Source organism: Mediterraneibacter massiliensis, from assembly GCF_001487105.1.
Lineage (GTDB): Bacteria > Bacillota > Clostridia > Lachnospirales > Lachnospiraceae > Mediterraneibacter > Mediterraneibacter massiliensis.
Window position 1 is genome coordinate 733,307 of sequence record NZ_LN913001.1, and the last position, 19,046, is coordinate 752,352.

General features: G+C 42.5%; 21 protein-coding genes and 7 tRNA genes. 25 read left to right on the forward strand and 3 right to left on the reverse strand.

The window, feature by feature from the left end:
• Positions 1-45 precede the first annotated feature (45 nt).
• From pepD to BN3282_RS07725, 13 genes are all read left to right on the forward strand, one after another.
• Positions 46-1,476 carry a beta-Ala-His dipeptidase gene (gene pepD, locus BN3282_RS07665; RefSeq protein WP_059068034.1) on the forward strand — a complete coding sequence of 477 codons (1,431 nt, stop codon included), beginning with the start codon at positions 46-48 and terminating at the stop codon, positions 1,474-1,476.
• A 140-nt stretch (positions 1,477-1,616) separates the two neighbouring features.
• A complete protein-coding gene (locus tag BN3282_RS07670) occupies positions 1,617-2,060 on the forward strand; it encodes a DUF1700 domain-containing protein (RefSeq protein WP_059068036.1) in 444 nt (147 codons plus the stop codon).
• A 248-nt stretch (positions 2,061-2,308) separates the two neighbouring features.
• Positions 2,309-2,494 carry a hypothetical protein gene (locus BN3282_RS07675; protein ID WP_059068038.1) on the forward strand — a complete coding sequence of 62 codons (186 nt, stop codon included), beginning with the start codon at positions 2,309-2,311 and terminating at the stop codon, positions 2,492-2,494.
• Positions 2,495-2,622: 128 nt separating this feature from the next.
• Complete coding sequence (locus BN3282_RS07680; protein ID WP_059068039.1) at positions 2,623-3,771, forward strand: THUMP domain-containing class I SAM-dependent RNA methyltransferase; 1,149 nt, start codon at positions 2,623-2,625, stop codon at positions 3,769-3,771.
• 11 nt (positions 3,772-3,782) lie between these two features.
• A complete protein-coding gene (gene rdgB, locus BN3282_RS07685) occupies positions 3,783-4,397 on the forward strand; it encodes an RdgB/HAM1 family non-canonical purine NTP pyrophosphatase (protein WP_059068041.1) in 615 nt (204 codons plus the stop codon).
• Positions 4,394-4,876 carry a metallophosphoesterase family protein gene (locus tag BN3282_RS07690; protein WP_059068043.1) on the forward strand — a complete coding sequence of 161 codons (483 nt, stop codon included), beginning with the start codon at positions 4,394-4,396 and terminating at the stop codon, positions 4,874-4,876. Before rdgB ends, BN3282_RS07690 begins: the two co-directional genes overlap by 4 nt.
• A 139-nt stretch (positions 4,877-5,015) precedes the next feature.
• A tRNA-Pro gene (locus BN3282_RS07695) sits at positions 5,016-5,090 on the forward strand.
• A 7-nt stretch (positions 5,091-5,097) separates the two neighbouring features.
• Positions 5,098-5,168, forward strand: a tRNA-Gly gene (locus BN3282_RS07700).
• 51 nt (positions 5,169-5,219) lie between these two features.
• Positions 5,220-5,293, forward strand: a tRNA-Arg gene (locus tag BN3282_RS07705).
• Positions 5,294-5,298: 5 nt separating this feature from the next.
• Positions 5,299-5,372: transfer RNA gene (locus tag BN3282_RS07710), tRNA-His, on the forward strand.
• 52 nt (positions 5,373-5,424) lie between these two features.
• Positions 5,425-5,496, forward strand: a tRNA-Gln gene (locus tag BN3282_RS07715).
• Positions 5,497-5,520: 24 nt separating this feature from the next.
• Positions 5,521-5,593 (forward strand) — tRNA-Lys (locus BN3282_RS07720).
• Positions 5,594-5,641: 48 nt separating this feature from the next.
• A tRNA-Leu gene (locus BN3282_RS07725) sits at positions 5,642-5,722 on the forward strand.
• A gap of 79 nt (positions 5,723-5,801) precedes the next feature.
• Here the strand turns inward: BN3282_RS07725 and BN3282_RS07730 are convergent.
• Both BN3282_RS07730 and BN3282_RS07735 read right to left on the reverse strand, forming a co-directional pair.
• Positions 5,802-6,887 carry a site-specific integrase gene (locus BN3282_RS07730; protein ID WP_059068045.1) on the reverse strand — a complete coding sequence of 362 codons (1,086 nt, stop codon included), beginning with the start codon at positions 6,885-6,887 and terminating at the stop codon, positions 5,802-5,804.
• Positions 6,888-6,949: 62 nt separating this feature from the next.
• Positions 6,950-7,291: a helix-turn-helix domain-containing protein gene (locus BN3282_RS07735; RefSeq protein ID WP_059068047.1), complete on the reverse strand. Its 342-nt coding sequence runs from the start codon at positions 7,289-7,291 to the stop codon at positions 6,950-6,952.
• 162 nt (positions 7,292-7,453) lie between these two features.
• Here BN3282_RS07735 and BN3282_RS07740 point away from each other — a divergent pair, with 162 nt between their 5' ends.
• From BN3282_RS07740 to BN3282_RS07775, 9 genes are all read left to right on the forward strand, one after another.
• Positions 7,454-7,639 (forward strand): helix-turn-helix domain-containing protein, encoded by a 186-nt coding sequence (locus BN3282_RS07740; protein WP_059068048.1) that lies wholly within the window; start codon positions 7,454-7,456, stop codon positions 7,637-7,639.
• Positions 7,640-7,681: 42 nt separating this feature from the next.
• Positions 7,682-7,867 (forward strand): hypothetical protein, encoded by a 186-nt coding sequence (locus BN3282_RS07745; RefSeq protein WP_059068050.1) that lies wholly within the window; start codon positions 7,682-7,684, stop codon positions 7,865-7,867.
• Entirely contained in the window at positions 7,860-9,875 is a 2,016-nt protein-coding gene (locus tag BN3282_RS07750) for a bifunctional DNA primase/polymerase (RefSeq protein ID WP_205408534.1), read from the forward strand. Before BN3282_RS07745 ends, BN3282_RS07750 begins: the two co-directional genes overlap by 8 nt.
• 70 nt (positions 9,876-9,945) lie before the next feature.
• Complete coding sequence (locus BN3282_RS07755) at positions 9,946-10,206, forward strand: hypothetical protein (protein WP_059068053.1); 261 nt, start codon at positions 9,946-9,948, stop codon at positions 10,204-10,206.
• A 109-nt stretch (positions 10,207-10,315) separates the two neighbouring features.
• Positions 10,316-10,513: a hypothetical protein gene (locus tag BN3282_RS07760; RefSeq protein WP_059068055.1), complete on the forward strand. Its 198-nt coding sequence runs from the start codon at positions 10,316-10,318 to the stop codon at positions 10,511-10,513.
• Between the two features lie 68 nt (positions 10,514-10,581).
• Positions 10,582-10,734 (forward strand): hypothetical protein, encoded by a 153-nt coding sequence (locus tag BN3282_RS15040; RefSeq protein ID WP_162858228.1) that lies wholly within the window; start codon positions 10,582-10,584, stop codon positions 10,732-10,734.
• Between the two features lie 289 nt (positions 10,735-11,023).
• Positions 11,024-11,488: a hypothetical protein gene (locus tag BN3282_RS07765; protein WP_059068057.1), complete on the forward strand. Its 465-nt coding sequence runs from the start codon at positions 11,024-11,026 to the stop codon at positions 11,486-11,488.
• A 14-nt stretch (positions 11,489-11,502) separates the two neighbouring features.
• Positions 11,503-12,336 (forward strand): phage major capsid protein, encoded by an 834-nt coding sequence (locus tag BN3282_RS07770; protein WP_059068060.1) that lies wholly within the window; start codon positions 11,503-11,505, stop codon positions 12,334-12,336.
• 182 nt (positions 12,337-12,518) lie between these two features.
• Complete coding sequence (locus BN3282_RS07775; RefSeq protein WP_059068062.1) at positions 12,519-13,406, forward strand: sigma-70 family RNA polymerase sigma factor; 888 nt, start codon at positions 12,519-12,521, stop codon at positions 13,404-13,406.
• Between the two features lie 662 nt (positions 13,407-14,068).
• Here BN3282_RS07775 and BN3282_RS07780 read toward each other — a convergent pair.
• On the reverse strand, positions 14,069-15,292 hold the full coding sequence (locus BN3282_RS07780; RefSeq protein WP_059068063.1) for a 6-phosphofructokinase: 1,224 nt from the start codon (positions 15,290-15,292) through the stop codon (positions 14,069-14,071).
• A 234-nt stretch (positions 15,293-15,526) separates the two neighbouring features.
• Here BN3282_RS07780 and BN3282_RS07785 point away from each other — a divergent pair, with 234 nt between their 5' ends.
• The 3 genes from BN3282_RS07785 to BN3282_RS07795 all read left to right on the forward strand — a co-directional run bounded on the left by BN3282_RS07785 (position 15,527) and on the right by BN3282_RS07795 (position 19,046).
• Positions 15,527-16,543 carry a glycosyltransferase family 2 protein gene (locus BN3282_RS07785; protein WP_059068065.1) on the forward strand — a complete coding sequence of 339 codons (1,017 nt, stop codon included), beginning with the start codon at positions 15,527-15,529 and terminating at the stop codon, positions 16,541-16,543.
• Positions 16,544-16,620: 77 nt separating this feature from the next.
• Entirely contained in the window at positions 16,621-17,217 is a 597-nt protein-coding gene (gene rbr / locus BN3282_RS07790; protein WP_059068067.1) for a rubrerythrin, read from the forward strand.
• 65 nt (positions 17,218-17,282) lie between these two features.
• The gene (locus tag BN3282_RS07795) at positions 17,283-19,046 is read left to right on the forward strand and encodes a S8 family peptidase (RefSeq protein WP_059068069.1); all 1,764 of its coding nucleotides are present in this window, start codon (positions 17,283-17,285) and stop codon (positions 19,044-19,046) included.

Consider the following 19,046-nt stretch of genomic DNA (forward strand, 5'->3'; position numbering starts at 1 on the left):
AAGACATAGAATGGGTGAACATAAAAATACGGGAAGGGAAAAGATATGGACGTAGAGAAAGTAATTTCTTATTTTAAAAAGGTATGCTCGATACCTAGAGCCTCGGGGGATGAGGCGGCAATTGCGGATTATATTGTCGCTTTTGCAAAAGAACGTGATCTGGATGTCTATAGGGATGAGGTGAATAATATCATCATCCGTAAGCCGGGCACTGTAAAAGGTGCAGAGCCGGTGATCCTGCAGGGACATCTGGATATGGTATATGTAAAGGAAGAAGGCTGCAGCCATAGATATGCAGATGGGATTGAAGTGAAAGAGGACGGAGAATACTATTTTGCAGAAGGAACTTCGCTTGGAGCAGATAACGGCATAGCAGTAGCATATTGTCTGGCGATTTTAGATAGCACACAATTACAGCATCCAGATCTGGAAGTGATCTTTACTGTACAGGAAGAAACGGGACTGATCGGTGCGGATAAATTGGATATTTCTTCTTTAAAAGGAACACGGTTTATCAATCTGGATTCTGAAGAGGAAGGTGTTTTTTATACAAGCTGCGCGGGAGGTCTGCGCTGCCGTATGATCTGGAATCTGGAAAAAGAAATCTGGAAAGAAGAAAGTATTCCTGTAACTGTAAATGTAAAAGAATTGGCTGGAGGACACTCTGGGATCAATATAGGAAAAGGTCTGGGAAATTCGATCGTGCTTTTGGGCAGACTGTGCTATGCCCTGCGAAATACCCAAGCCAGAGTCAGTGACATAGAGGTGCAGGGAAAGGCAAATGCGATCGCCAATACAGGCAAGATCAGTTTCTATGTAAAAAAGGATGAAAAAGAGACTGTCGAGGCACTGATCCGCGATACACAGGAAGTATTTCGGACAGAACTGCAGTATACAGATTCTATTTCCTTAGAGATTGAAGAAGGCGATCCTGTAAAAGAAGCCGAGGTGTATACAGAAAAATATCAGAGCGAGATCACAAAGAGCCTTATGCTGCTGCCGTATGGTGTGTTTGGATATTCGTTTGCCATCGAAGGACTGATAGAGACTTCTATGAGTATGGGATCTTTGACTACGGAAGATGGTAGAATGACGCTGCTTATGTCTATGAGAAGTTCTGTAGAATCACAGAAATATTTCTTAAGAGATAAGATTCAGATCATTGCAGAGCAATTCTGTGATGAATGTATATTTGAAAGCGATTATCCGGGATGGCAGTATCGTGCAGAATCACCTCTTCGTGAGACGGCGATCGCGCTTTATGAAAAACTTTCCGGTAAGAAAGCCGAATTGGCTGCAATCCATGCCGGGTTAGAGTGTGGATACTGGGATGGAAAGAGACCGGGAATGGATATTATTTCAGTAGGTCCTAATTTATATGATGTACATTCTACGAAAGAAAAAGTGTCAAAAGAATCCATCGCCAACATGTGGAACTGGCTGACAGAACTTCTAAAAGAATTGGCAGAAGCATAAAGAACGTAGAAAAGATAGAAAAAGTAAGAACCTTGTACTTGGAATAGCAAAAAGAGTATGCTATTCTAAGTGCAAGGTTTTATTGTTGCAGTAAGAATAGTTCCGGTAAGACCGGACAGAACGGTGCTAAGGAGGTATAGATGACACGGACAGAATTTTTGGTGAAGCTAAGGAAGGCGCTGTCGGGAAATATAAGCAGTGCGCAGGTGCAGGAAAATCTAGAATATTATGAACAGTATATAGACGAAGAAATACGAAAAGGAAAAAGTGAAGAAGAGATTTTGGCAGTATTAGGAGAACCGTGGATCCTGGCACGTACGATCATCGACGCAAGCGACGGAACGGATAAAGAGACGGTATATGAAAATAGCCGGAAGACTTCCGGATCAGAAGAGAAAAAGAATACGACGCATATATTGGGATTGGATACGTGGTGGAAGAAATTGTTTCTGGTATTTTGCATTTTACTGTGTATTGTGGTTATTGTATTGATCGTAACAGGACTCATACGTATTTTTCTGCCAGTCATAGTACCGTGTATTCTTGTTGCCATATTGCTAAGAGCGTTTCGACGCAGACGCTGAAAAGTAAAAGACCGATGGGGGAGCCATCGGTCTTTTGAGGGGAGTATAAATAATTAATAAGGGGTTGTAGAAAGTAACCTTTCTACAAGAGATAGTATAATATATGAAATTGGAAAAAGCAAGCAAAAAAAGAAAAAAACTGTAAAAAATCTGCGTCAAAATTTATCGTTTATTTATAGATTTTCTGCATAAAAAATCTTTTGTCTTCTAATAATAAGAGTGTACCAAATAAACAGGAGGGAAATACAATGGCAAAGAATTACAGCAATACGAATAATGTAAACAAAAATGCGAACAACAGCTCTTATTCATCCTATGAAAATGAACAAAGTAAGAATAAGACATCAAACTGCGGAAAGAATTCCAATAGTACGTCTTCCAAAAATAAGAACAGCAAAAATATGGATGCGTATGATGAGAAGGACAACTACTAACGGTATATACAGCTGGCAAAAGTAGTGACAGATAATCTGTCAAACAGGAGGCATAGGAAAGTTCAACTTTACTATGCCTCTTTTTTATAGTAAGATGGATAGAGATAAATTTTAAAACGGAGGAGTTCATGGAGAATATGGAATGGATCGCTCCCTGCCATTTTGGACTGGAAGCTGTGTTAAAAAAAGAGATTCAGGATCTGGGATATGAGATTATACAGGTAGAGGACGGCAGGGTTACATTTTTAGGGGATATAAACGCCCTATGCAGAGCGAATATTTTTCTTCGGACAGCGGAACGTATTTTGCTGAAGGTAGGAAGCTTTCAGGCAGCTGCCTATGACGAACTTTTTGAGGAAACGAAAAAGCTTCCCTGGGAGGCATACATACCAAAGGACGGGAAATTTTGGATCACAAAGGCGGCATCTGTAAAGAGTAAGCTGTTTAGCCCTTCGGATATACAGTCGATCATGAAGAAAGCAATCGTAGAACGCCTGAAAGGAAAATACCATAAAGAATGGTTTGAGGAAACTGGATCCTCGTTTCCGATCCGAGTCTTTCTTATGAAAGATATTGTGACAGTCGGAATCGATACATCGGGTGTCTCTTTGCATAAAAGAGGATACCGCAGGCTGCAGTCTAAAGCTCCTATAGCAGAAACTCTCGCAGCAGCGTTGATACTCTTGACTCCGTGGAAAGGAGACCGGATCTTGGTGGACCCGTTCTGCGGAAGCGGTACATTCCCGATTGAAGCGGCTATGATCGCAGCGAATATAGCTCCCGGTATGAATCGTAGTTTTACTGCGGAAAAATGGGATAACCTGCTCAACAGAAAAGCCTGGTATGAAGCAGTAGATGAAGCCAATGCTCAGATCAATGATACGGTGGAAACAGATATACAAGGCTATGATATCGATGGCGAAGTGATAAAGGCGGCAAGGCAGAACGCAGAGGATGCCGGAGTCTCACATCTCATACATTTACAGCAAAGAGCGGTAAAAGAATTAAGCCATCCAAAAAAATATGGGTTTATCATTACCAATCCGCCGTATGGCGAACGGATCGAGGATAAAAGATCACTTCCGGGGATATATCGGGAATTTGGAGAGGGGTTTGCAGGGCTTGACAGTTGGTCGGCATATGTAATTACAAGTTATGAAGATGTGGAGAGGTATTTCGGGAGAAAAGCAGATAAAAACCGTAAGATATATAATGGTATGATAAAGACGTATTATTATCAGTTTTTGGGACCGAAGCCTCCCAGACAAAAGAGATAGAAGGTAAGAAGATGGAGAGAAGAATAATTTTTGCTACTGGAAATCAAAATAAGATGAAAGAGATACGCATGATACTGGCAGATCTGGGGATGCCTGTGTATTCTATGAAAGAGGCGGGGGTGGAAACCGAGATCATAGAAGATGGGATGTCCTTTGAAGAAAACGCAGAGATCAAGGCCAGGGCGGTTTCCAGGTTTCTGAAAAAAGATATCATCCTGGCAGATGATTCCGGGCTTGAGATAGATTATCTGGATAAGGCACCTGGAATATATTCAGCGCGCTTTGCGGGAGAGGATACTTCTTATGATGTGAAAAACAGGATTTTCTTGGATCGGCTCGAAGGAGTGCCGGAAGAAGAACGTACAGCACGGTTTGTTTGTGCTGTGGCAGCTGTTTTTCCTGATGGGACGGCGGAAACTGTGCGAGGAACCATTGAAGGGCGTATTGCCCATGAAATACTGGGAGAGAATGGTTTTGGCTATGATCCCATATTTTATGTGCCGGAATATGGATGCACGACCGGTGAAATGTCTCCTGAGTTAAAAAATGAATTAAGTCATAGGGGAAAAGCATTGCGTGCGATGAGAAAGATTTTGGAAGAGAAGTATGGGAAGGATGAACGATGAGGATATTGATTGTCAGTGATACACATGGAAAACACAAAAATCTAGACTGCGCACTTGAAAAGGCAGGAGCGGTGGACATGTTTATCCATCTTGGAGATGTGGAAGGAGGGGAAGAATACATTAATGCAGTGATCGATTGTGAAACACATATGGTCAGAGGCAACAATGACTTTTTTTCTGAACTTCCTCCAGAAGAGGAATTTTATATTGGAAGATACAAAGTGTTCATTACACATGGACATAACTATTATGTTTCGTTGGATACGGAGTGTATTCGCGAGGAAGGCGCAGCCCGGAATGCAGATATTGTCATGTTCGGACACACGCATCGCCCATTTCTGGAGTGCCGGGATGGAGTTACTCTTTTAAACCCAGGTAGTTTGTCCTATCCGCGTCAAGAAGGAAGAAAAGGCAGTTATATGATCATGGAAATGGATGAAAACGGTCATCTTACATATACACATTATTATCTGGAATAGCCAAAATACAAGGGAAAAAGGCAAAACCAGAAGGAATTAGAAAATTGTATAAAAAAAATGAAAAATTTTATTGACATGTGCCCTTGTCTATAATATAATAACTATTGCGTCACGGGAAGACAGTGTCGGCGAACAATATCGGGGTGTGGCTCAGCTTGGCTAGAGCGCCTGGTTTGGGACCAGGAGGTCGCAGGTTCGAATCCTGTCACCCCGATGGATCTGCGGGTGTAGTTCAATGGTAGAACACCAGCCTTCCAAGCTGGATACGTGGGTTCGATTCCCATCACCCGCTCTCTCACATCAAGGTGTGAGGAGTCTGATATAACAGGGGATACTATAATGTGAGTCTGTAGCTCAGCTGGATAGAGCAACGGCCTTCTAAGCCGTAGGTCGAGGGTTCGAATCCCCCCAGGCTCGTTATGGTGGGTATGGTGCAGTTGGTTAGCGCGCCAGATTGTGGTTCTGGATATCGTGGGTTCGAGTCCCACTACCCACCCTTTTTCTTGTATAAGAAAAGCTGGCATGCAGTGTCAGACACAAGTCTTTAATGGGCTATCGCCAAGCGGTAAGGCACAGGACTTTGACTCCTGCATTCGCTGGTTCGAATCCAGCTAGCCCAGTTTACTTAAAAAGTTATAAAATGAGGGCGTGTAGCTCAGGTGGTAGAGCACTTGACTTTTAATCAAGTTGTCCGGGGTTCGAATCCCCGCACGCTCACTCTGGACAAGCGAGAGCTTGTTCTATTTTTAAATTTAAACCAAATAAGCGGATATGGCGGAATTGGCAGACGCGCCAGATTTAGGATCTGGTGTCTACGACGTGCAGGTTCAAGTCCTGTTATCCGCATTGAAAAACGGCAGAATACGCTAATTATTGTGTTTCCTGCCGTTTCTTTTTTACCCTTTGATACTAAAATGATACTATCTCAATAATTATCTGATGAATAGAGCTTATCTAATTTATCAGCAACTTCGCTCTGTTTTGATGGGAACAAGTGAGAATATATATCAAGAGTAGTTGATACATTCTCATGTCCGAGTCGCTCCGATACCAGCAATGCAGAGAAGCCGAGCTCGATCAACAGCGAAGCGTGAGAGTGACGGAGATCATGCAGCCGGACGTGATGCAGCCCGGCCAGAGCTTCATGTTTTTTCATGTGCTGCAGGTAGGGGTTTTTGGAAGAACTAAAAAGCCGAGTGTCTGTCGTAGCTCCATAGATGCGTTTCATGTGTCGATCAAGACACTTACATAAAAAGCCTGGGATCGTGATTGTACGGATCCCTTTTTCCGTCTTTGGCGATGTTATAACCGTCTTTCCGTCTATTCTGTGGTACGTCTTGTTTATGCTGATTGTTCCGCCTTCCAGATCCACATCTGCAAAGGTCAGTGCCATGAGTTCCCCGATTCTCATCCCGGTGTAGTACAAGACAAGAAAGGCCGTGTAAAACGGATCGGACTTGTCGAACGTAGTAATAAACCGATTAAATTCTTCGTGCGTCCAAAACTGCACACTCTTTACTTTCTTACCGATGTTATCCCCTGCGATCCGGCAGGGATTGTTTGAAAGTCCGTAATATTTCACCGCAAAATTAAACACAGCAGAGCACTCCATCACAATATTGTGCAAATATGACTGCGACAGAGGCTCTCCATTTGCTCCTGTGGCCGTTTTTAGTTCTGCTTGCCACTTTCTTATATCGGCGGCGGTGATACCGCTTAGCGGCTTATCTTTAAAATAAGGGATAACCCACGCTTTAAGACGACCTTTCTCGCTTTTGTAAGAACTAAGTTTCGCATGCGCTTTTTTATCTTCCAGAAACAATTCGGCCATAGCTTCAAAAGACATATCGGGTTTTCCTTGTTGTTGATCTAGAAACTTTCGTTCCCACTCTTTCGCCTCACGTTGCAGTTTAAAGCCTCGTTTTAATTTCTGTTTTTTCTGGCCAGTCCAGTCCGTGTAGTACGTTTTGACGTACCATGTACCTCTTGATTCATCTTTGTAAATTCCCATGTTTACCTTCCTTTCTCTGATATGTTTGGCGGTGTGGGTATCAGAAGATAGGAAGTTATGGGCTAGTTACCTATTTTATACTTTTTAATTTCTATCAGATCGTACATATAATCAGCTACTTTTCTTAAGCCTTTTTCATTCAGAGAATAACGCAGATCTGACACTTCTCTCCTTATTTCGTCGAGGGATGGTTCTACTATATTTATTTCATTTTCTAACAAGCTGTCTAACGTAACACCAAAAAGATACGCTAAGTTTTTTAGGGTGGTAATGCTAGGTTCTCGTTCTCCACGTTCATACAAAGAATAAGAAGCCGGCGAAACGCCTATTTTATCAGCTATTTCTTTTTGTTGAAGTCCTTTGTCAATTCTCAACTCTTTTAGTCTATTGCTTAATTCACTCATGTCTAGCCTCCTTTCTTTTATCTTATTTATAATTGTACATTTTATATTCGAAAAAATCAACAAAATGTAAAATTAATCATTGACAATCAACAAATAGTAAATTATAATATGATTACAATCAACAAATAGTAAATTAAACTATTATAAGTGAGGTGATAATTAATGAAACTCAACAGAGAGAAGTACGAGCTCGCAAGAGCAAGAGCGTGTATGGGGCAAAAAGATATTATTGAAAAAGGCTTTAAGCATGGTACTTTGTGTGCAATTCTTAGTGGGCAGAACGCAAGACCGGAAACACTCGGAAAACTTGCGAAAATATTGGGCGTTGATGTTACTGAAATCATTTGAACACTTGGCGGTGTGGGTATCAGAGTATAGGAAGGAGAAACAATGGAAAAGTATGTTTTAACAGCGAAAGATATTTCGGAGATCTGTGGAGTATCTGAGAGCAAGGGGTATCAAGTGATCAGACAATTAAACGATGAGCTGAAACAAAAAGGTTTTATTACATTCGCTGGTAAGGTAAGCAAGGCTTATTTTTACGATAGGATGTATGGTATGAAGGAAGGTGATTAATATTTTAGAGGATGTAACAGTAAACGAGCCAGAAGGCTACAACATGAAGGAATGGGCGTTATACTATGCAAAACTTGGCTTGCCAATATTCCCAGTTAAGCACCCATCAGTTCCAGGTCAGGATCATCCTGGGAAAGAACCTTGGACAGAACATGGCATCAATGATGCTTCAAGCGACTTGGAAAAGGTGGCGGGATGGTGGGATAAGCATCCTAACGCCAATATAGGTTTAGCTACTGGATACAATACTTCAGGGCTACTTGTTATAGATCTGGACGAGGATGACGAGAAAAACAAGCATGGTTTAGCAGTGTTACAGGAATGGGAAAACAGAAACGGAGAGTTGCCAGAGACTTGTAGAGTCATTACGGGAAGAGGTGGCTACCACTATTTTTACAGATTTGATAAATCATGCAAAAGCGTAATTGGCTTATATGAAGGAGTAGATATCAGAGCGAACGGAGCTTGCGCAGTGCTTCCACCTTCAGTACATGAAAATAGTAGGAGATACGAATGGGAAATTGGGTTCTGTGACATGGAAGTCGCTGATGCGAATGATCAAGTTATAAAGTTTTTATCTGACGGGACAAAGAATGTTTCTGCAAAAGAAAAACAAAATAATGCTGTTGTTCCAGAAGAAGAGATTATACACGAAGGCGAAAGGACAGACTTTTTATTTAGCAAGTTTATGAAGATGCGATCCAGTGGGCTTACAGAAAAAGCTATCCGCCTCGCGATTAATGAAATCAACAGTACACAATGCAAGCCACCATTAACAACTAGGGAGCTTGAGAAAACTATTTTCACAGGGTTTAAACGAGATTATCTTAAACCTACCATGAGCTACGAGCAAGAAAAGAATGAGAACAAACGTAAAGTTGTGTGTGATCGTGGAAAAAGCCGCCCGGTGAAAGCGTTTAAGCCTATACAATCCGTAACGGCAGCGGAACTTGACAAGATGGATATACCCCCTATTGAATGGATTGTTGAAAAAGTTCTTCCGGTCGGGCTGTCCATGATTGGAGCACCGAGCAAATATTATAAAAGCTATATGGCGTTGGGGTTGTGTGTGGCAATCTGTAACGGCGGAAAATTTCTTGACTTTGACTGTCATAAACATGCGTGTTTATACCTCGACCTTGAGAGTACAAAGCGCAGACCTAAGAGCAGACTTAATCAAATTATCGGGCCGTTTGGAGAAAAGCCTGACAATTTACATATTATCACAGGGACGGACGAGCCCGGCCGGATTGGTGACGGCTTTGAAAAACAGATAGAGTATCAGCTTCAAGCACATCCAGACATAAAGCTGATTATTGTGGACGTTTTTCAGATGATTAGACAGCCTGCCAAAAAGAACCAAAGCGGCTACGATCGGGATTATGATGATTTTAAGGTGCTTAAGCAGATTGCGGACAAGCATAATATTGGACTGATGTTAATTCATCATACAAGGAAAATGAGAGACCCTTCTGACGTTTTCAATGAGTTATCAGGTTCAGTCGGTGTAATGGGCGCATTAGATTGTGCTTGGGTGATTACGAAAGACGACAGATATTCAGAAGAGGGAACTTTACATATTACCGGGAGAGATATGGAGAGTCAAAAGTTGAAAATCAGATTCAACAAGAAATCGTTTCAATGGGAGTATGTCGGAACAGAGGAAGACGTTGAAAATCAAAGGCTTGTTTCGGAATATGAACAAAGCCCGATTGTTGAGACTATCAAGAAGCTAGTGAAACAGGGTGGCGGACGCTGGGAAGGTTCGGCAAGTGACATCAAGAGCGCAAGTAAATACTTAAGCAGTGAGATCTATGAAGATGTGAGAAAGATAGGTGCTCTCATAAATAAGTTTGAGCCTTTGCTTTTCTTTGATGGAATTGACTACGATTATAACAAGGGGGCAGCAGGTAAAAGAAAATATATTTTTCATGCCACTAATGCCGACAATGTCACTAACGCCGCTAATGCCGACAATGCCGAACAAATAAAACTTGAAAATATATAGGTTGCCATGTGTGGCAATGGTGGCATAGTGGCATAGGTGTTATACCCCCTACAAGAAAGGAAACAGGAAAATGACAGAAAAATATAGAGAAATTATAGATGAATTTTGTGAGGTAGCAGGTGATGATGATTCTTTTGCGTTGGAGGTGATGAAAATAGAACAGCTAAAGCGGATAGCAGACGTGTTGGAGGACATAAACGGCGCATTGATCAGTATGGGCGGTGATATTGAAGCCCTGTCAGATTGTGTGGGTATGATCCCGGAACGGTACACACGGGGAAAAGACTTTCATTTCCTGCGGATCGGCGGCAGCGTAGATACAGGTAACTAAAAAAATAGCCCCATAGGGAGCAACTCTCTATAGGGCAAGCACAGCCGGGAGCCATGCCAAAAACACAAAATATATAATAACATGGATCTGCCGGGAGAGGAAGAGAATTATGATAGATAGACAAGAATTTAATAGAATAGTTAATGATTCAGTTAAGGATCTGTTAAGGATGGATGTTGATACCTACAACAAAGTTAAGATTGTGTTGCTTAGTTATCGGGATGAATATGAGCCTTGCAATGAGTATAAAAGAAAGCTTTTTGAGTTTACGGATCGGCACAGGCTATTGCTGATTGAAATGAAATAAAAAGACTGCCCTCCTGCGGATGGTACGCCAACACCAGAACCGGGCGGCAGGATGAAAGGAGGTAGACCATGACAGAAGAAAGAGAGTTTCGCTTGTATGAGATCATGGACAGTTACGGAGTGGATGAAGATACAGCCTATTTGTTATTACTTGATGAGGAGGAAGAAGAACGTGAGTATAAAAATCAAGGTATCATATACAGACGAACGGGAATTAAATGAAATAATAAGTATGCTTAATAAGAAGCGTGTAATTGAGTGTAAAAAACAGCCAGCAAAGGGGAAATATAAAAGAGCATATATCCGGCTTTATAGTTGATACTGGAATGATTGTGTAGTATAATAAATATAACAAATAGAACACAAGAAGCCGCACCAAAACTGCCAACGGTGCAAGCCTTAAAGGGCGTGGGGATAGCGAATAGTCTAAAATGACTAACTGTTGTTCCTGCGCCTTTTTCTATTTGCAAGTAGCCAACTGGGCGTAAAACAGGGAAAGGATATAGCTGCAATGAATGAAGAAAATAACTTAACACAAGAAAAAAATCTGCAACAAGAAGAGGCTCCAGAAACAAAAGAAAAGTTATTTACCCAGGAAGAAGTGAACGAGATTATCCGTCACAGACTCCATGAGCGAAAGAAGGAACAGGTTCATGCCAAGCAGACAGACGAGGAACTACAAAAGCGTATGAGTGATCTAGATGACCGTGAAAACGATTTGAAACAGAGAGAAGAGCGCTTGTCACGGATTGAATACCTGAGATCAAAAGGCTACCCGGATGAGCTGGCCGACATGATACACGTGTCAGAAGAGGGAACCTTCGAGAAGAATGTCGATAAACTGGTAGGGGCATTTGAAAGAAGCGGTATGATGAAAAGCAAATACCCAAGTTATACACCTTATGAGGGTAGTGAAACCTATGACTTTCCTCCGGTCGGCGCCAAGCATGAGCCAAAATATAGTAGAATCAGATAGGAGAATATTATAAGATGGCTAACGAATTAACTACAATTTACGCTCCAAAAACAGACGAGCTTTTTAAAGCTGAGAGTAAAATGTCATTATTGACAAATACAGACTACAACTGGGATGGAGCGCACGCAATTAGATTGTGGAAGATTTCCACAGCAAAAATGAATGACTATGCACGTAATAAGTCAGAGGATGATGGACAAGTTTCTAGATATGGAAGTCTGTTAGATTTAGGATCACAGACGGAAATACTTACACTGTCCAAAGATAGAAGTTTTATCTTTAACATTGATAAGCTTGATATGGACGAAACAAACCAGCAGCTAGAAGCGGGTTCAGCACTTGCTAGGCAGCTTCGTGAGGTAGTAGTTCCGGAAGTTGACAAGTATGTGTATGACAAGATGACAACAGGAGCGGGCAAAAAGGTAACGAAAGCATTAACAAAAACAGATGTTTATACTGCTATCCTTGCCGGAAGTGAATACATGGATGACGCAGAAGTACCGGACACGGAAAGAGTACTGGTAGTTACTCCAGCAACTTATACACTGCTGAAACAGGCTACAGAGTTTGATAATACCGATGTGGGCGCAGATATGAAGCTGAAAGGCGTAGTCGCATACCTTGACGGAATGGCAGTTGTAAGAGTACCGGCCAGCAGGCTGCCGGAGAACTTCGGTTTTATGATCGCACATCCATCAGCTTGTACAGCTCCGGTGAAGCTTAATGATTATAATGTTCATCAGAATACACCGCTCTCAAGTGGTGACGTGGTAACAGGTAGAGTTGTTTATGATGCGTTCGTACTGGATAACAAGAAAGATGGAATCTATTATCATGCAATTGCTTAAGGATTGAGTGGGATATATCTCAAAGGGGTGAAGGATGGAAAACCGTCCTTGCCCCGTTTTGCATTAATGAAGAGGGCATACCTCCCCCACATGCTGGCAGACGGAGGTTCCCACCGCACTACGAAAAAAAACACACGGCATTCCTTCTCTTTCCTGCCGGGTGCTTTTGAAAGGGGCATAATATGACTAATGAACAACTTGTTGCGCTGATTCAAGCGCATGAGAATGTTGCCGGCAATATGTTGACACTCTGGGAGCAGAACCGGGGAGTTATATGGAAAATAGCGGTAAAGTATTCCCACTATGCGGAGATGGACGATCTCAAGCAAGAAAGCTATATAGCTTTGCATGAAGCTGTGCGACATTATGAACCGAAAAAAGAGATACTGTTTATCAATTATGCCGCTTTCTGGATAAAGCAACGTATACGCCGGTATATAGACAACTGCTGCAGTGTGGTGCGTATTCCAGTAGGTGCAAGAGAAGCTGTCCGGCGATATAAGAATATCTGTAGTGAATATTATAAGTATTATGGCGCTGAACCTTCTGAAAGCGAATTGTGCGCCTTTTTAGGAGTGAATCAGAAAGAATTGCGTAGAGTGCAGGAAAACGCAAGGAAAGGGCAGATACAAAGCTTGAGTGCCCCGATCGGCGCCGACAATGAGGAAATGACGCTGGAAGATACAGTTGCATCCGGTGAGGATCTGGAAGAGGACTGCACCAGCAGGCTTGACTGGGAAAATATGAAGCGTGAGTTGTGGATTGCTGTAGATTCTCTTCCGGCAGATCAGGCGCAGACAATCCGTTGTCGTTACATGGACGGAATGACGTTGAAGGAAACCGGAGAAAAGCAAGGAATCTCTATCAATAGAGTCAGTGACATAAATAACAAGGCATTAAAGGCATTGAGATTGCCGAGACGTTCCAGGAAGTTCCGTGCATATTATGAGCAATATCTGTCTGCAGCTCCAATACATCATACAAGTATGCAGAGCTTCCGGCAAACATGGACAAGTGATGTAGAAAGAGAGGCGTTGAGATGGGCAGAGAAGGAACTGGGGTATATTTAAAGACTTAATTGCCTTTGGAATGTTCATTCTGGCACTACAGACACTCATATTCAAGTTTTTGATACTGAAATGATACTAAAAAATTGTACAGAGTGCAAAAACATGATATAGTATGCAAAGTTGCGAGCGTAAAAGCAACGAAAAACGGGATATATAATAGGTTAAAACAGGTGTGCTGACTCCTGTTATCCGCATTGAACAAACCTCTAGATATGCTGTGAAACGGCGCGTCCAGAGGTTATTCTTTTGGAAAAAATAAAAAATGGAGCAGAAAAGGGGCGGGTTTTAATTTTTACGAATTTTTTGTAATAATGCTTCGTGTAAAATGTGAGAAAAATTTATATTTCATTCTAATGTGGCTGCATTTAACCATTCTGGAAGTGTAACCGGGTAGGCGCAGGCATCTCTTCACCTTCTTCCTTAGTTACAAACATTACATATCCAAATAATTCACGAGCGGATAAAAGCGCATCATGCTCATGGACGCCGCCTGTGCTGAAAAGCGATAGAGCGGCTGATTATATATTAGACAAGCTGGAAGATTTTGAAATGGAGATCTGTAAAGGGAAAGTCCGGGCAAAAAGGCAGCCTCACTAATGGTGAAAACCAAAAGTGAGGCTTGTCTTTATGATAGATAAAACAGAAGGATAAAATGCGCTTCCTTATCTTCGATATGCAAATTTAGGGATTCCGTTTTCTTTAGGGATCGTGACTTCTCCCTGCACAAGCGGGGTCGCATAACGGATAAAAGCGTCTGTCACGTCACATCCGTCTTTGGTGATCCATTCTGATGGGACTGCTTTTTCCTGATTGCAGATCACATTGACATCTTCCGGTATATAAGTGATCGTATACGGAGTTTCTGCGATACGTTTAAATGCGATCATCTTTCCGGTTTCTCCGTCCAAAGCGGACTTCACACCATAGGCGCCGGAGGCGATTGCTTCTTTTAGATCTGTGGCGGAGAGCATGGCAGAGGAACATCTCTGGCATACATTTAGTTCGATTGACCGTACTTTTACACCGAGTTTTTCTTTGACAAGGTTTTCCAGATATTTTCCGGAACCGGTCAACATCTTGTGGCCAAAAGTATCCACACTTACGTCGCTGGCAAATTCACAGATGAATGTACCATCTGCCGTGTGGATCCCTTCTGATATGCAGACAACAAGGTTGGGAGTTGTCTTAAGAGCCTGTTCTGCCTGTTTTAAGAATTCGTCTTGTGAGAAGGAGGTTTCTGGAAGATAGATCAGTAATGGATTGTCTCCCTTGTATCGGCGCGCCAGAGCACTTGCCGCTGTCAGCCAGCCGGCATGCCGTCCCATGATCTCCACGATGGTAACAGATTTTTTATTATCATATACGGAGGCGTCAGTAACGATCTCGCGGACCGTAGACGCCACATACTTGGCTGCGCTTCCAAAGCCCGGAGTATGATCGGTCAGGACAAGGTCATTGTCGATCGTCTTTGGGATGCCGATAAAGCGGATATCACTGTGTATCTGCTCTGCATAGCGGGAAAGCTTACTGACAGTATCCATAGAATCATTCCCTCCGATATAGAAGAAATAGCCGATCTGATAGTCGGAGAATTTCCGGAACAGAAGAGGATATACAGCGTCATTTAAATCCTCCGGCAGCTTATAGCGGCAGGAACCTAGATAAGAGCCGGGGGTAGTTTTTATTAATTCCAGTTCACCGGATGCATCCAGTGGTTTCATATCCATGATCTTATCCTGCAAAAAGCCTTCAATGCCATTTATCATACCATAGACAGTACCGAATGAATCTTCCCGGTTAAGTGCTTCATAAACGACTCCGTAGAGGCTTGCGTTGATAACGGCAGTGGGGCCGCCGGACTGTCCTACGATTACATTTTTTTTCATTTTGTCTCCTCCTGTTTCGATTGTCAGGGCATGACCGTACTGCTTTTGCATTCCCAAATGGAGGTGCATTACGGGATGCCCGCATGGGTATGTAATAACTATATAGGAAAGTGGATAAATTTACAATAAAATAAGAAAAAAAGATTATTGCGTAAGAGCAGAGAGTATTTTTCTTTTAATCGGGGAAAAACAATGCTATAATAAATTCGTATATCAAGGAAAGGACGAGAAAGAATGAAATATATATCATTTGCAATCCCCTGCTATAATTCAGAGAGCTATATGGAAAAAGCGATCCAGTCTATTCTCGCAGGAGGAGAAGATGTAGAGATTATTATTGTTGATGACGGTTCCAAAGACGGTACTCTGGAAATTGCGAAGAAATATGAAAAGGAATATCCGACGATCGTCAGGGCAGTGACGAAAGAAAATGGCGGACATGGAGATGCGGTGAATTGTGGACTTCAGTTTGCCACAGGAAAATATTTTAAAGTGGTAGACAGTGACGACTGGGTGGACAAAGAGGCTCTTCTGAAAATATTAGGAACGATAAAAGGTTTTGTGGATGCCGAGACAGAAGTGGACATGGTGATTGCGAATTATGTATATGAAAAAGTAGGAATGGAACATAAAAAGGTAATCCGGTATAAGAATGTTTTGCCTCAGAACCAGATATTTAAGTGGGACGATATCGGAAGATTCCATCTGGATCAATACATTTTGATGCATTCCGTCATATATCGCACAGAGATGCTGAAACTATGTCAGCTCAGGCTTCCCAAACATACCTTTTATGTAGATAATATCTATGTATATTACCCACTTCCGCATGTTCGGACACTGTACTATATGGATGTGGACTTTTACCGGTATTTTATTGGGCGGGAAGATCAGTCTGTAAATGAAAAAGTGATGATAAGCAGGATAGACCAGCAGATATTTGTGAATAAAACAATGATTGGTATGTACGAACTGAAAATGATCACAAGCAAGAAGCTTAGAAAATATATGATCAATTATCTTGCCATTATGATGACTGTTTCCTCTATTTTGTGCATTCGGTCTAAAAAGCAGGAAAACCTGGATAAAAAGAAAGAGTTGTGGAATTACCTTAAGAAAAAAGATTATAAGACATATCTTAAGATCAGGTATGGTATTTTGGGACAGACCATGAACCTGCCGGGAAGATCGGGACGTAAGGTTTCGTCACTTGCCTACACGGTTGCCAGGCGTCTGATCGGCTTTAATTAAGTAAAAATATTCCAGAATAAGAATAAAATGCAAGCCATGATATATACTACTAATAAAAAAGAAAAGAGGTATGTATCATGGCTTGTGATTTTTTACAGAGCAGAACAAAAGAGAATCTTATGAGAGCGTTCGCAGGGGAAAGTCAGGCGAGAAATCGATATACGATCGGGGCTGAAAAAGCAGAAAAAGCAGGGATGTATGCAGTATCAGACATTTTCCGGTATACGGCAGAGCAGGAGCGTGCCCATGCAGAACGTTTTTATCATCTTTTGAAAGAAGTGTCTGGACAGACGATTCAGATCGACGGAACATATCCTGTTGATCAGCAGGATATACTTGCAGATCTTTTGCGGGCAGCAGAGCACAATGAACGAGAAGAATATGAGGAGGTCTACCAGAAGTTCGGCGATGAAGCGAAAGAGGAAGGTTTTTTAGAAGCTGCATCGGCCTTTTATCAGATCGCGCAGATTGAACACATTCATCAGGAACGATTTGGGAAACTGGCACAGATGCTAGAAAATCATACGTATTATGAAAGGGAGGAAGTCAGTACATGGATGTGCACGAATTGTGGGTATATCCATGAAGGAAAACAGGCGCCGAAAGTATGTCCGGTCTGCAGACATGAACAGGGATATTTCCTGCCGGAGGAATTTGTCCCATATAAAGGTTAGCGGAGAAAATATGAGCTTGTATGTCGGAATAAGAGGTATAGAAAGGGGAAATAAGGAGTCAGGTCATGAGCCAGAAATCGGAAAATCTATTGAACCTTGCGCTGGAGGCAACAGAGGAAGAACGTACGAAATCTCTGGAATTAGAAGTCGGATATTACCCGATAGAAAGACAATGGGATCTGATCATAAAGTATTCTGGTTCTCTGTCTGAAATACGTAAGATCGCAATATCCGTCACAGAACTGTTAAGCGGATATGCAGTTTTGACAATAGAAGAAAAACAGATAGAAAATCTGGCACGCTTCCCGGAAATTGAATTTATAGAAAAGCCTAAGAGATTATTCTTTGAGGCAGAGAACGCAAGGAGGGTCTCCTGCATAGAATCTGTGCAGCGTCCTCCTTTTTCTCTGTCAGGGAAGGGGATATTGATCGCTGTCATAGACAGCGGGATCGATTATGCGAATCCGGATTTTTGTAAGAAAGATGGAACGACGAGGATAAGGGCGCTGTGGGATCAGAGTATACAGGGCAGTCCGCCGGCAGGATATGCGCTGGGGACAGAATATACGGAAGAAGAGATCAATAGAGCGCTTGCGCAGAGTGGGGACATAGCCGCCAGGAAGGACATTGTTCCAAGTACGGACACATCAGGGCATGGAACGGCTGTAGCAGGCGTGGCGGCAGGGAATGGGAACAGAAGTGAGGGAAACCGGTACAGAGGTGTTGCCTATGAAAGCGATCTGCTTATTGTAAAATTAGGAAATGCGAGGCAAGATGGTTTCCCTAGAACAACAGAGATGATGCAGGCAGTAGATTATGTGATCCGAAAAGCGTTGGAATATCAAATGCCGGTGGCGGTCAATATAAGCTTTGGCAACACGTATGGCTCTCATGACGGAACAACGCTGTTGGAAAGATTTATAGATGCAGCTTCTGACGTATGGAAAAGTGTGATCTGTGTGGGCAGTGGAAATGAAGGAAACAGTGCGGGGCATGCGTGGGGCAGAGTAAATGAAGAGGAAACTTCGCAGATACAGCTGGGAGTACAGATGAATGAGCCGGCTCTTAATCTGCAGATATGGAAATCCTATGTGGATGAGATCGATATTTCTGTAATCAGTCCGTCCGGCGTACAGACAGGACCGGTCAAAGAAACATTGGGAGCGCAGAGGTTTGTTCTGGGAGGGACGGAGTTGCTTTTATACTATGGGGAGCCAAAGCCATTCAGTGTCCGCCAGGAGATTTTTCTGGATTTTATTCCACGGGAGCAGTACATTGAAGCAGGTGTGTGGAGGATCATGCTGGAACCACGGAAGATCACGGATGGAACTTACCAGATGTGGCTGCCGAGCGAAAATGTTTTGAACATTGGAACGGCATTTCTAAAGCCGTCTGTAGAAATGACACTGACGATCCCCTCTACGGCATCTAGAGTAATCACTGTAGGAGCTTATAATGCTTTAACATTTACCTATGCAGATTTTTCAGGACGCGGAGCGGAAACAGAAAATCCCGCAGAGATGCAGAAGCCGGATCTGGTGGCTCCGGGAGTAGATATTATGGCACCTGCAGGAGACGGATATGCGAAATTCAGCGGCACATCCTTTGCCGTACCCTTTGTGACAGGAAGCGCGGCGCTTATGATGGAATGGGGGATTGTAAAAGGGAACGATCCATATCTTTATGGAGAGAAGGTGAAGGCCTATCTGAGAAGAGGGGCGAGACAACTGCCGGGATTTGAGGAATATCCGAATAATCAGGTGGGGTATGGGGCGCTGTGTGTGGAGGAGAGTATGCCGAATTTTATAAAAGGTATTGATAACATATAA

What these genes read in the sequence shown, in the direction of transcription:
- BN3282_RS07730 (WP_059068045.1), bottom strand. Translation starts at nt 6,887, where the DNA reads ATGGGAATTTACAAAGATGAATCAAGAGGTACATGGTACGTCAAAACG.
- BN3282_RS07740 (WP_059068048.1), top strand. Translation starts at nt 7,454, where the DNA reads ATGAAACTCAACAGAGAGAAGTACGAGCTCGCAAGAGCAAGAGCGTGT.
- BN3282_RS07675 (WP_059068038.1), top strand. Translation starts at nt 2,309, where the DNA reads ATGGCAAAGAATTACAGCAATACGAATAATGTAAACAAAAATGCGAAC.
- BN3282_RS07690 (WP_059068043.1), top strand. Translation starts at nt 4,394, where the DNA reads ATGAGGATATTGATTGTCAGTGATACACATGGAAAACACAAAAATCTA.
- BN3282_RS07775 (WP_059068062.1), top strand. Translation starts at nt 12,519, where the DNA reads ATGACTAATGAACAACTTGTTGCGCTGATTCAAGCGCATGAGAATGTT.
- BN3282_RS15040 (WP_162858228.1), top strand. Translation starts at nt 10,582, where the DNA reads ATGACAGAAGAAAGAGAGTTTCGCTTGTATGAGATCATGGACAGTTAC.
- BN3282_RS07755 (WP_059068053.1), top strand. Translation starts at nt 9,946, where the DNA reads ATGACAGAAAAATATAGAGAAATTATAGATGAATTTTGTGAGGTAGCA.
- BN3282_RS07680 (WP_059068039.1), top strand. Translation starts at nt 2,623, where the DNA reads ATGGAGAATATGGAATGGATCGCTCCCTGCCATTTTGGACTGGAAGCT.
- BN3282_RS07745 (WP_059068050.1), top strand. Translation starts at nt 7,682, where the DNA reads ATGGAAAAGTATGTTTTAACAGCGAAAGATATTTCGGAGATCTGTGGA.
- rdgB (WP_059068041.1), top strand. Translation starts at nt 3,783, where the DNA reads ATGGAGAGAAGAATAATTTTTGCTACTGGAAATCAAAATAAGATGAAA.
- BN3282_RS07760 (WP_059068055.1), top strand. Translation starts at nt 10,316, where the DNA reads ATGATAGATAGACAAGAATTTAATAGAATAGTTAATGATTCAGTTAAG.
- BN3282_RS07795 (WP_059068069.1), top strand. Translation starts at nt 17,283, where the DNA reads ATGAGCCAGAAATCGGAAAATCTATTGAACCTTGCGCTGGAGGCAACA.
- rbr (WP_059068067.1), top strand. Translation starts at nt 16,621, where the DNA reads ATGGCTTGTGATTTTTTACAGAGCAGAACAAAAGAGAATCTTATGAGA.
- BN3282_RS07735 (WP_059068047.1), bottom strand. Translation starts at nt 7,291, where the DNA reads ATGAGTGAATTAAGCAATAGACTAAAAGAGTTGAGAATTGACAAAGGA.
- BN3282_RS07785 (WP_059068065.1), top strand. Translation starts at nt 15,527, where the DNA reads ATGAAATATATATCATTTGCAATCCCCTGCTATAATTCAGAGAGCTAT.
- BN3282_RS07770 (WP_059068060.1), top strand. Translation starts at nt 11,503, where the DNA reads ATGGCTAACGAATTAACTACAATTTACGCTCCAAAAACAGACGAGCTT.
- BN3282_RS07780 (WP_059068063.1), bottom strand. Translation starts at nt 15,292, where the DNA reads ATGAAAAAAAATGTAATCGTAGGACAGTCCGGCGGCCCCACTGCCGTT.
- BN3282_RS07670 (WP_059068036.1), top strand. Translation starts at nt 1,617, where the DNA reads ATGACACGGACAGAATTTTTGGTGAAGCTAAGGAAGGCGCTGTCGGGA.
- BN3282_RS07765 (WP_059068057.1), top strand. Translation starts at nt 11,024, where the DNA reads ATGAATGAAGAAAATAACTTAACACAAGAAAAAAATCTGCAACAAGAA.
- pepD (WP_059068034.1), top strand. Translation starts at nt 46, where the DNA reads ATGGACGTAGAGAAAGTAATTTCTTATTTTAAAAAGGTATGCTCGATA.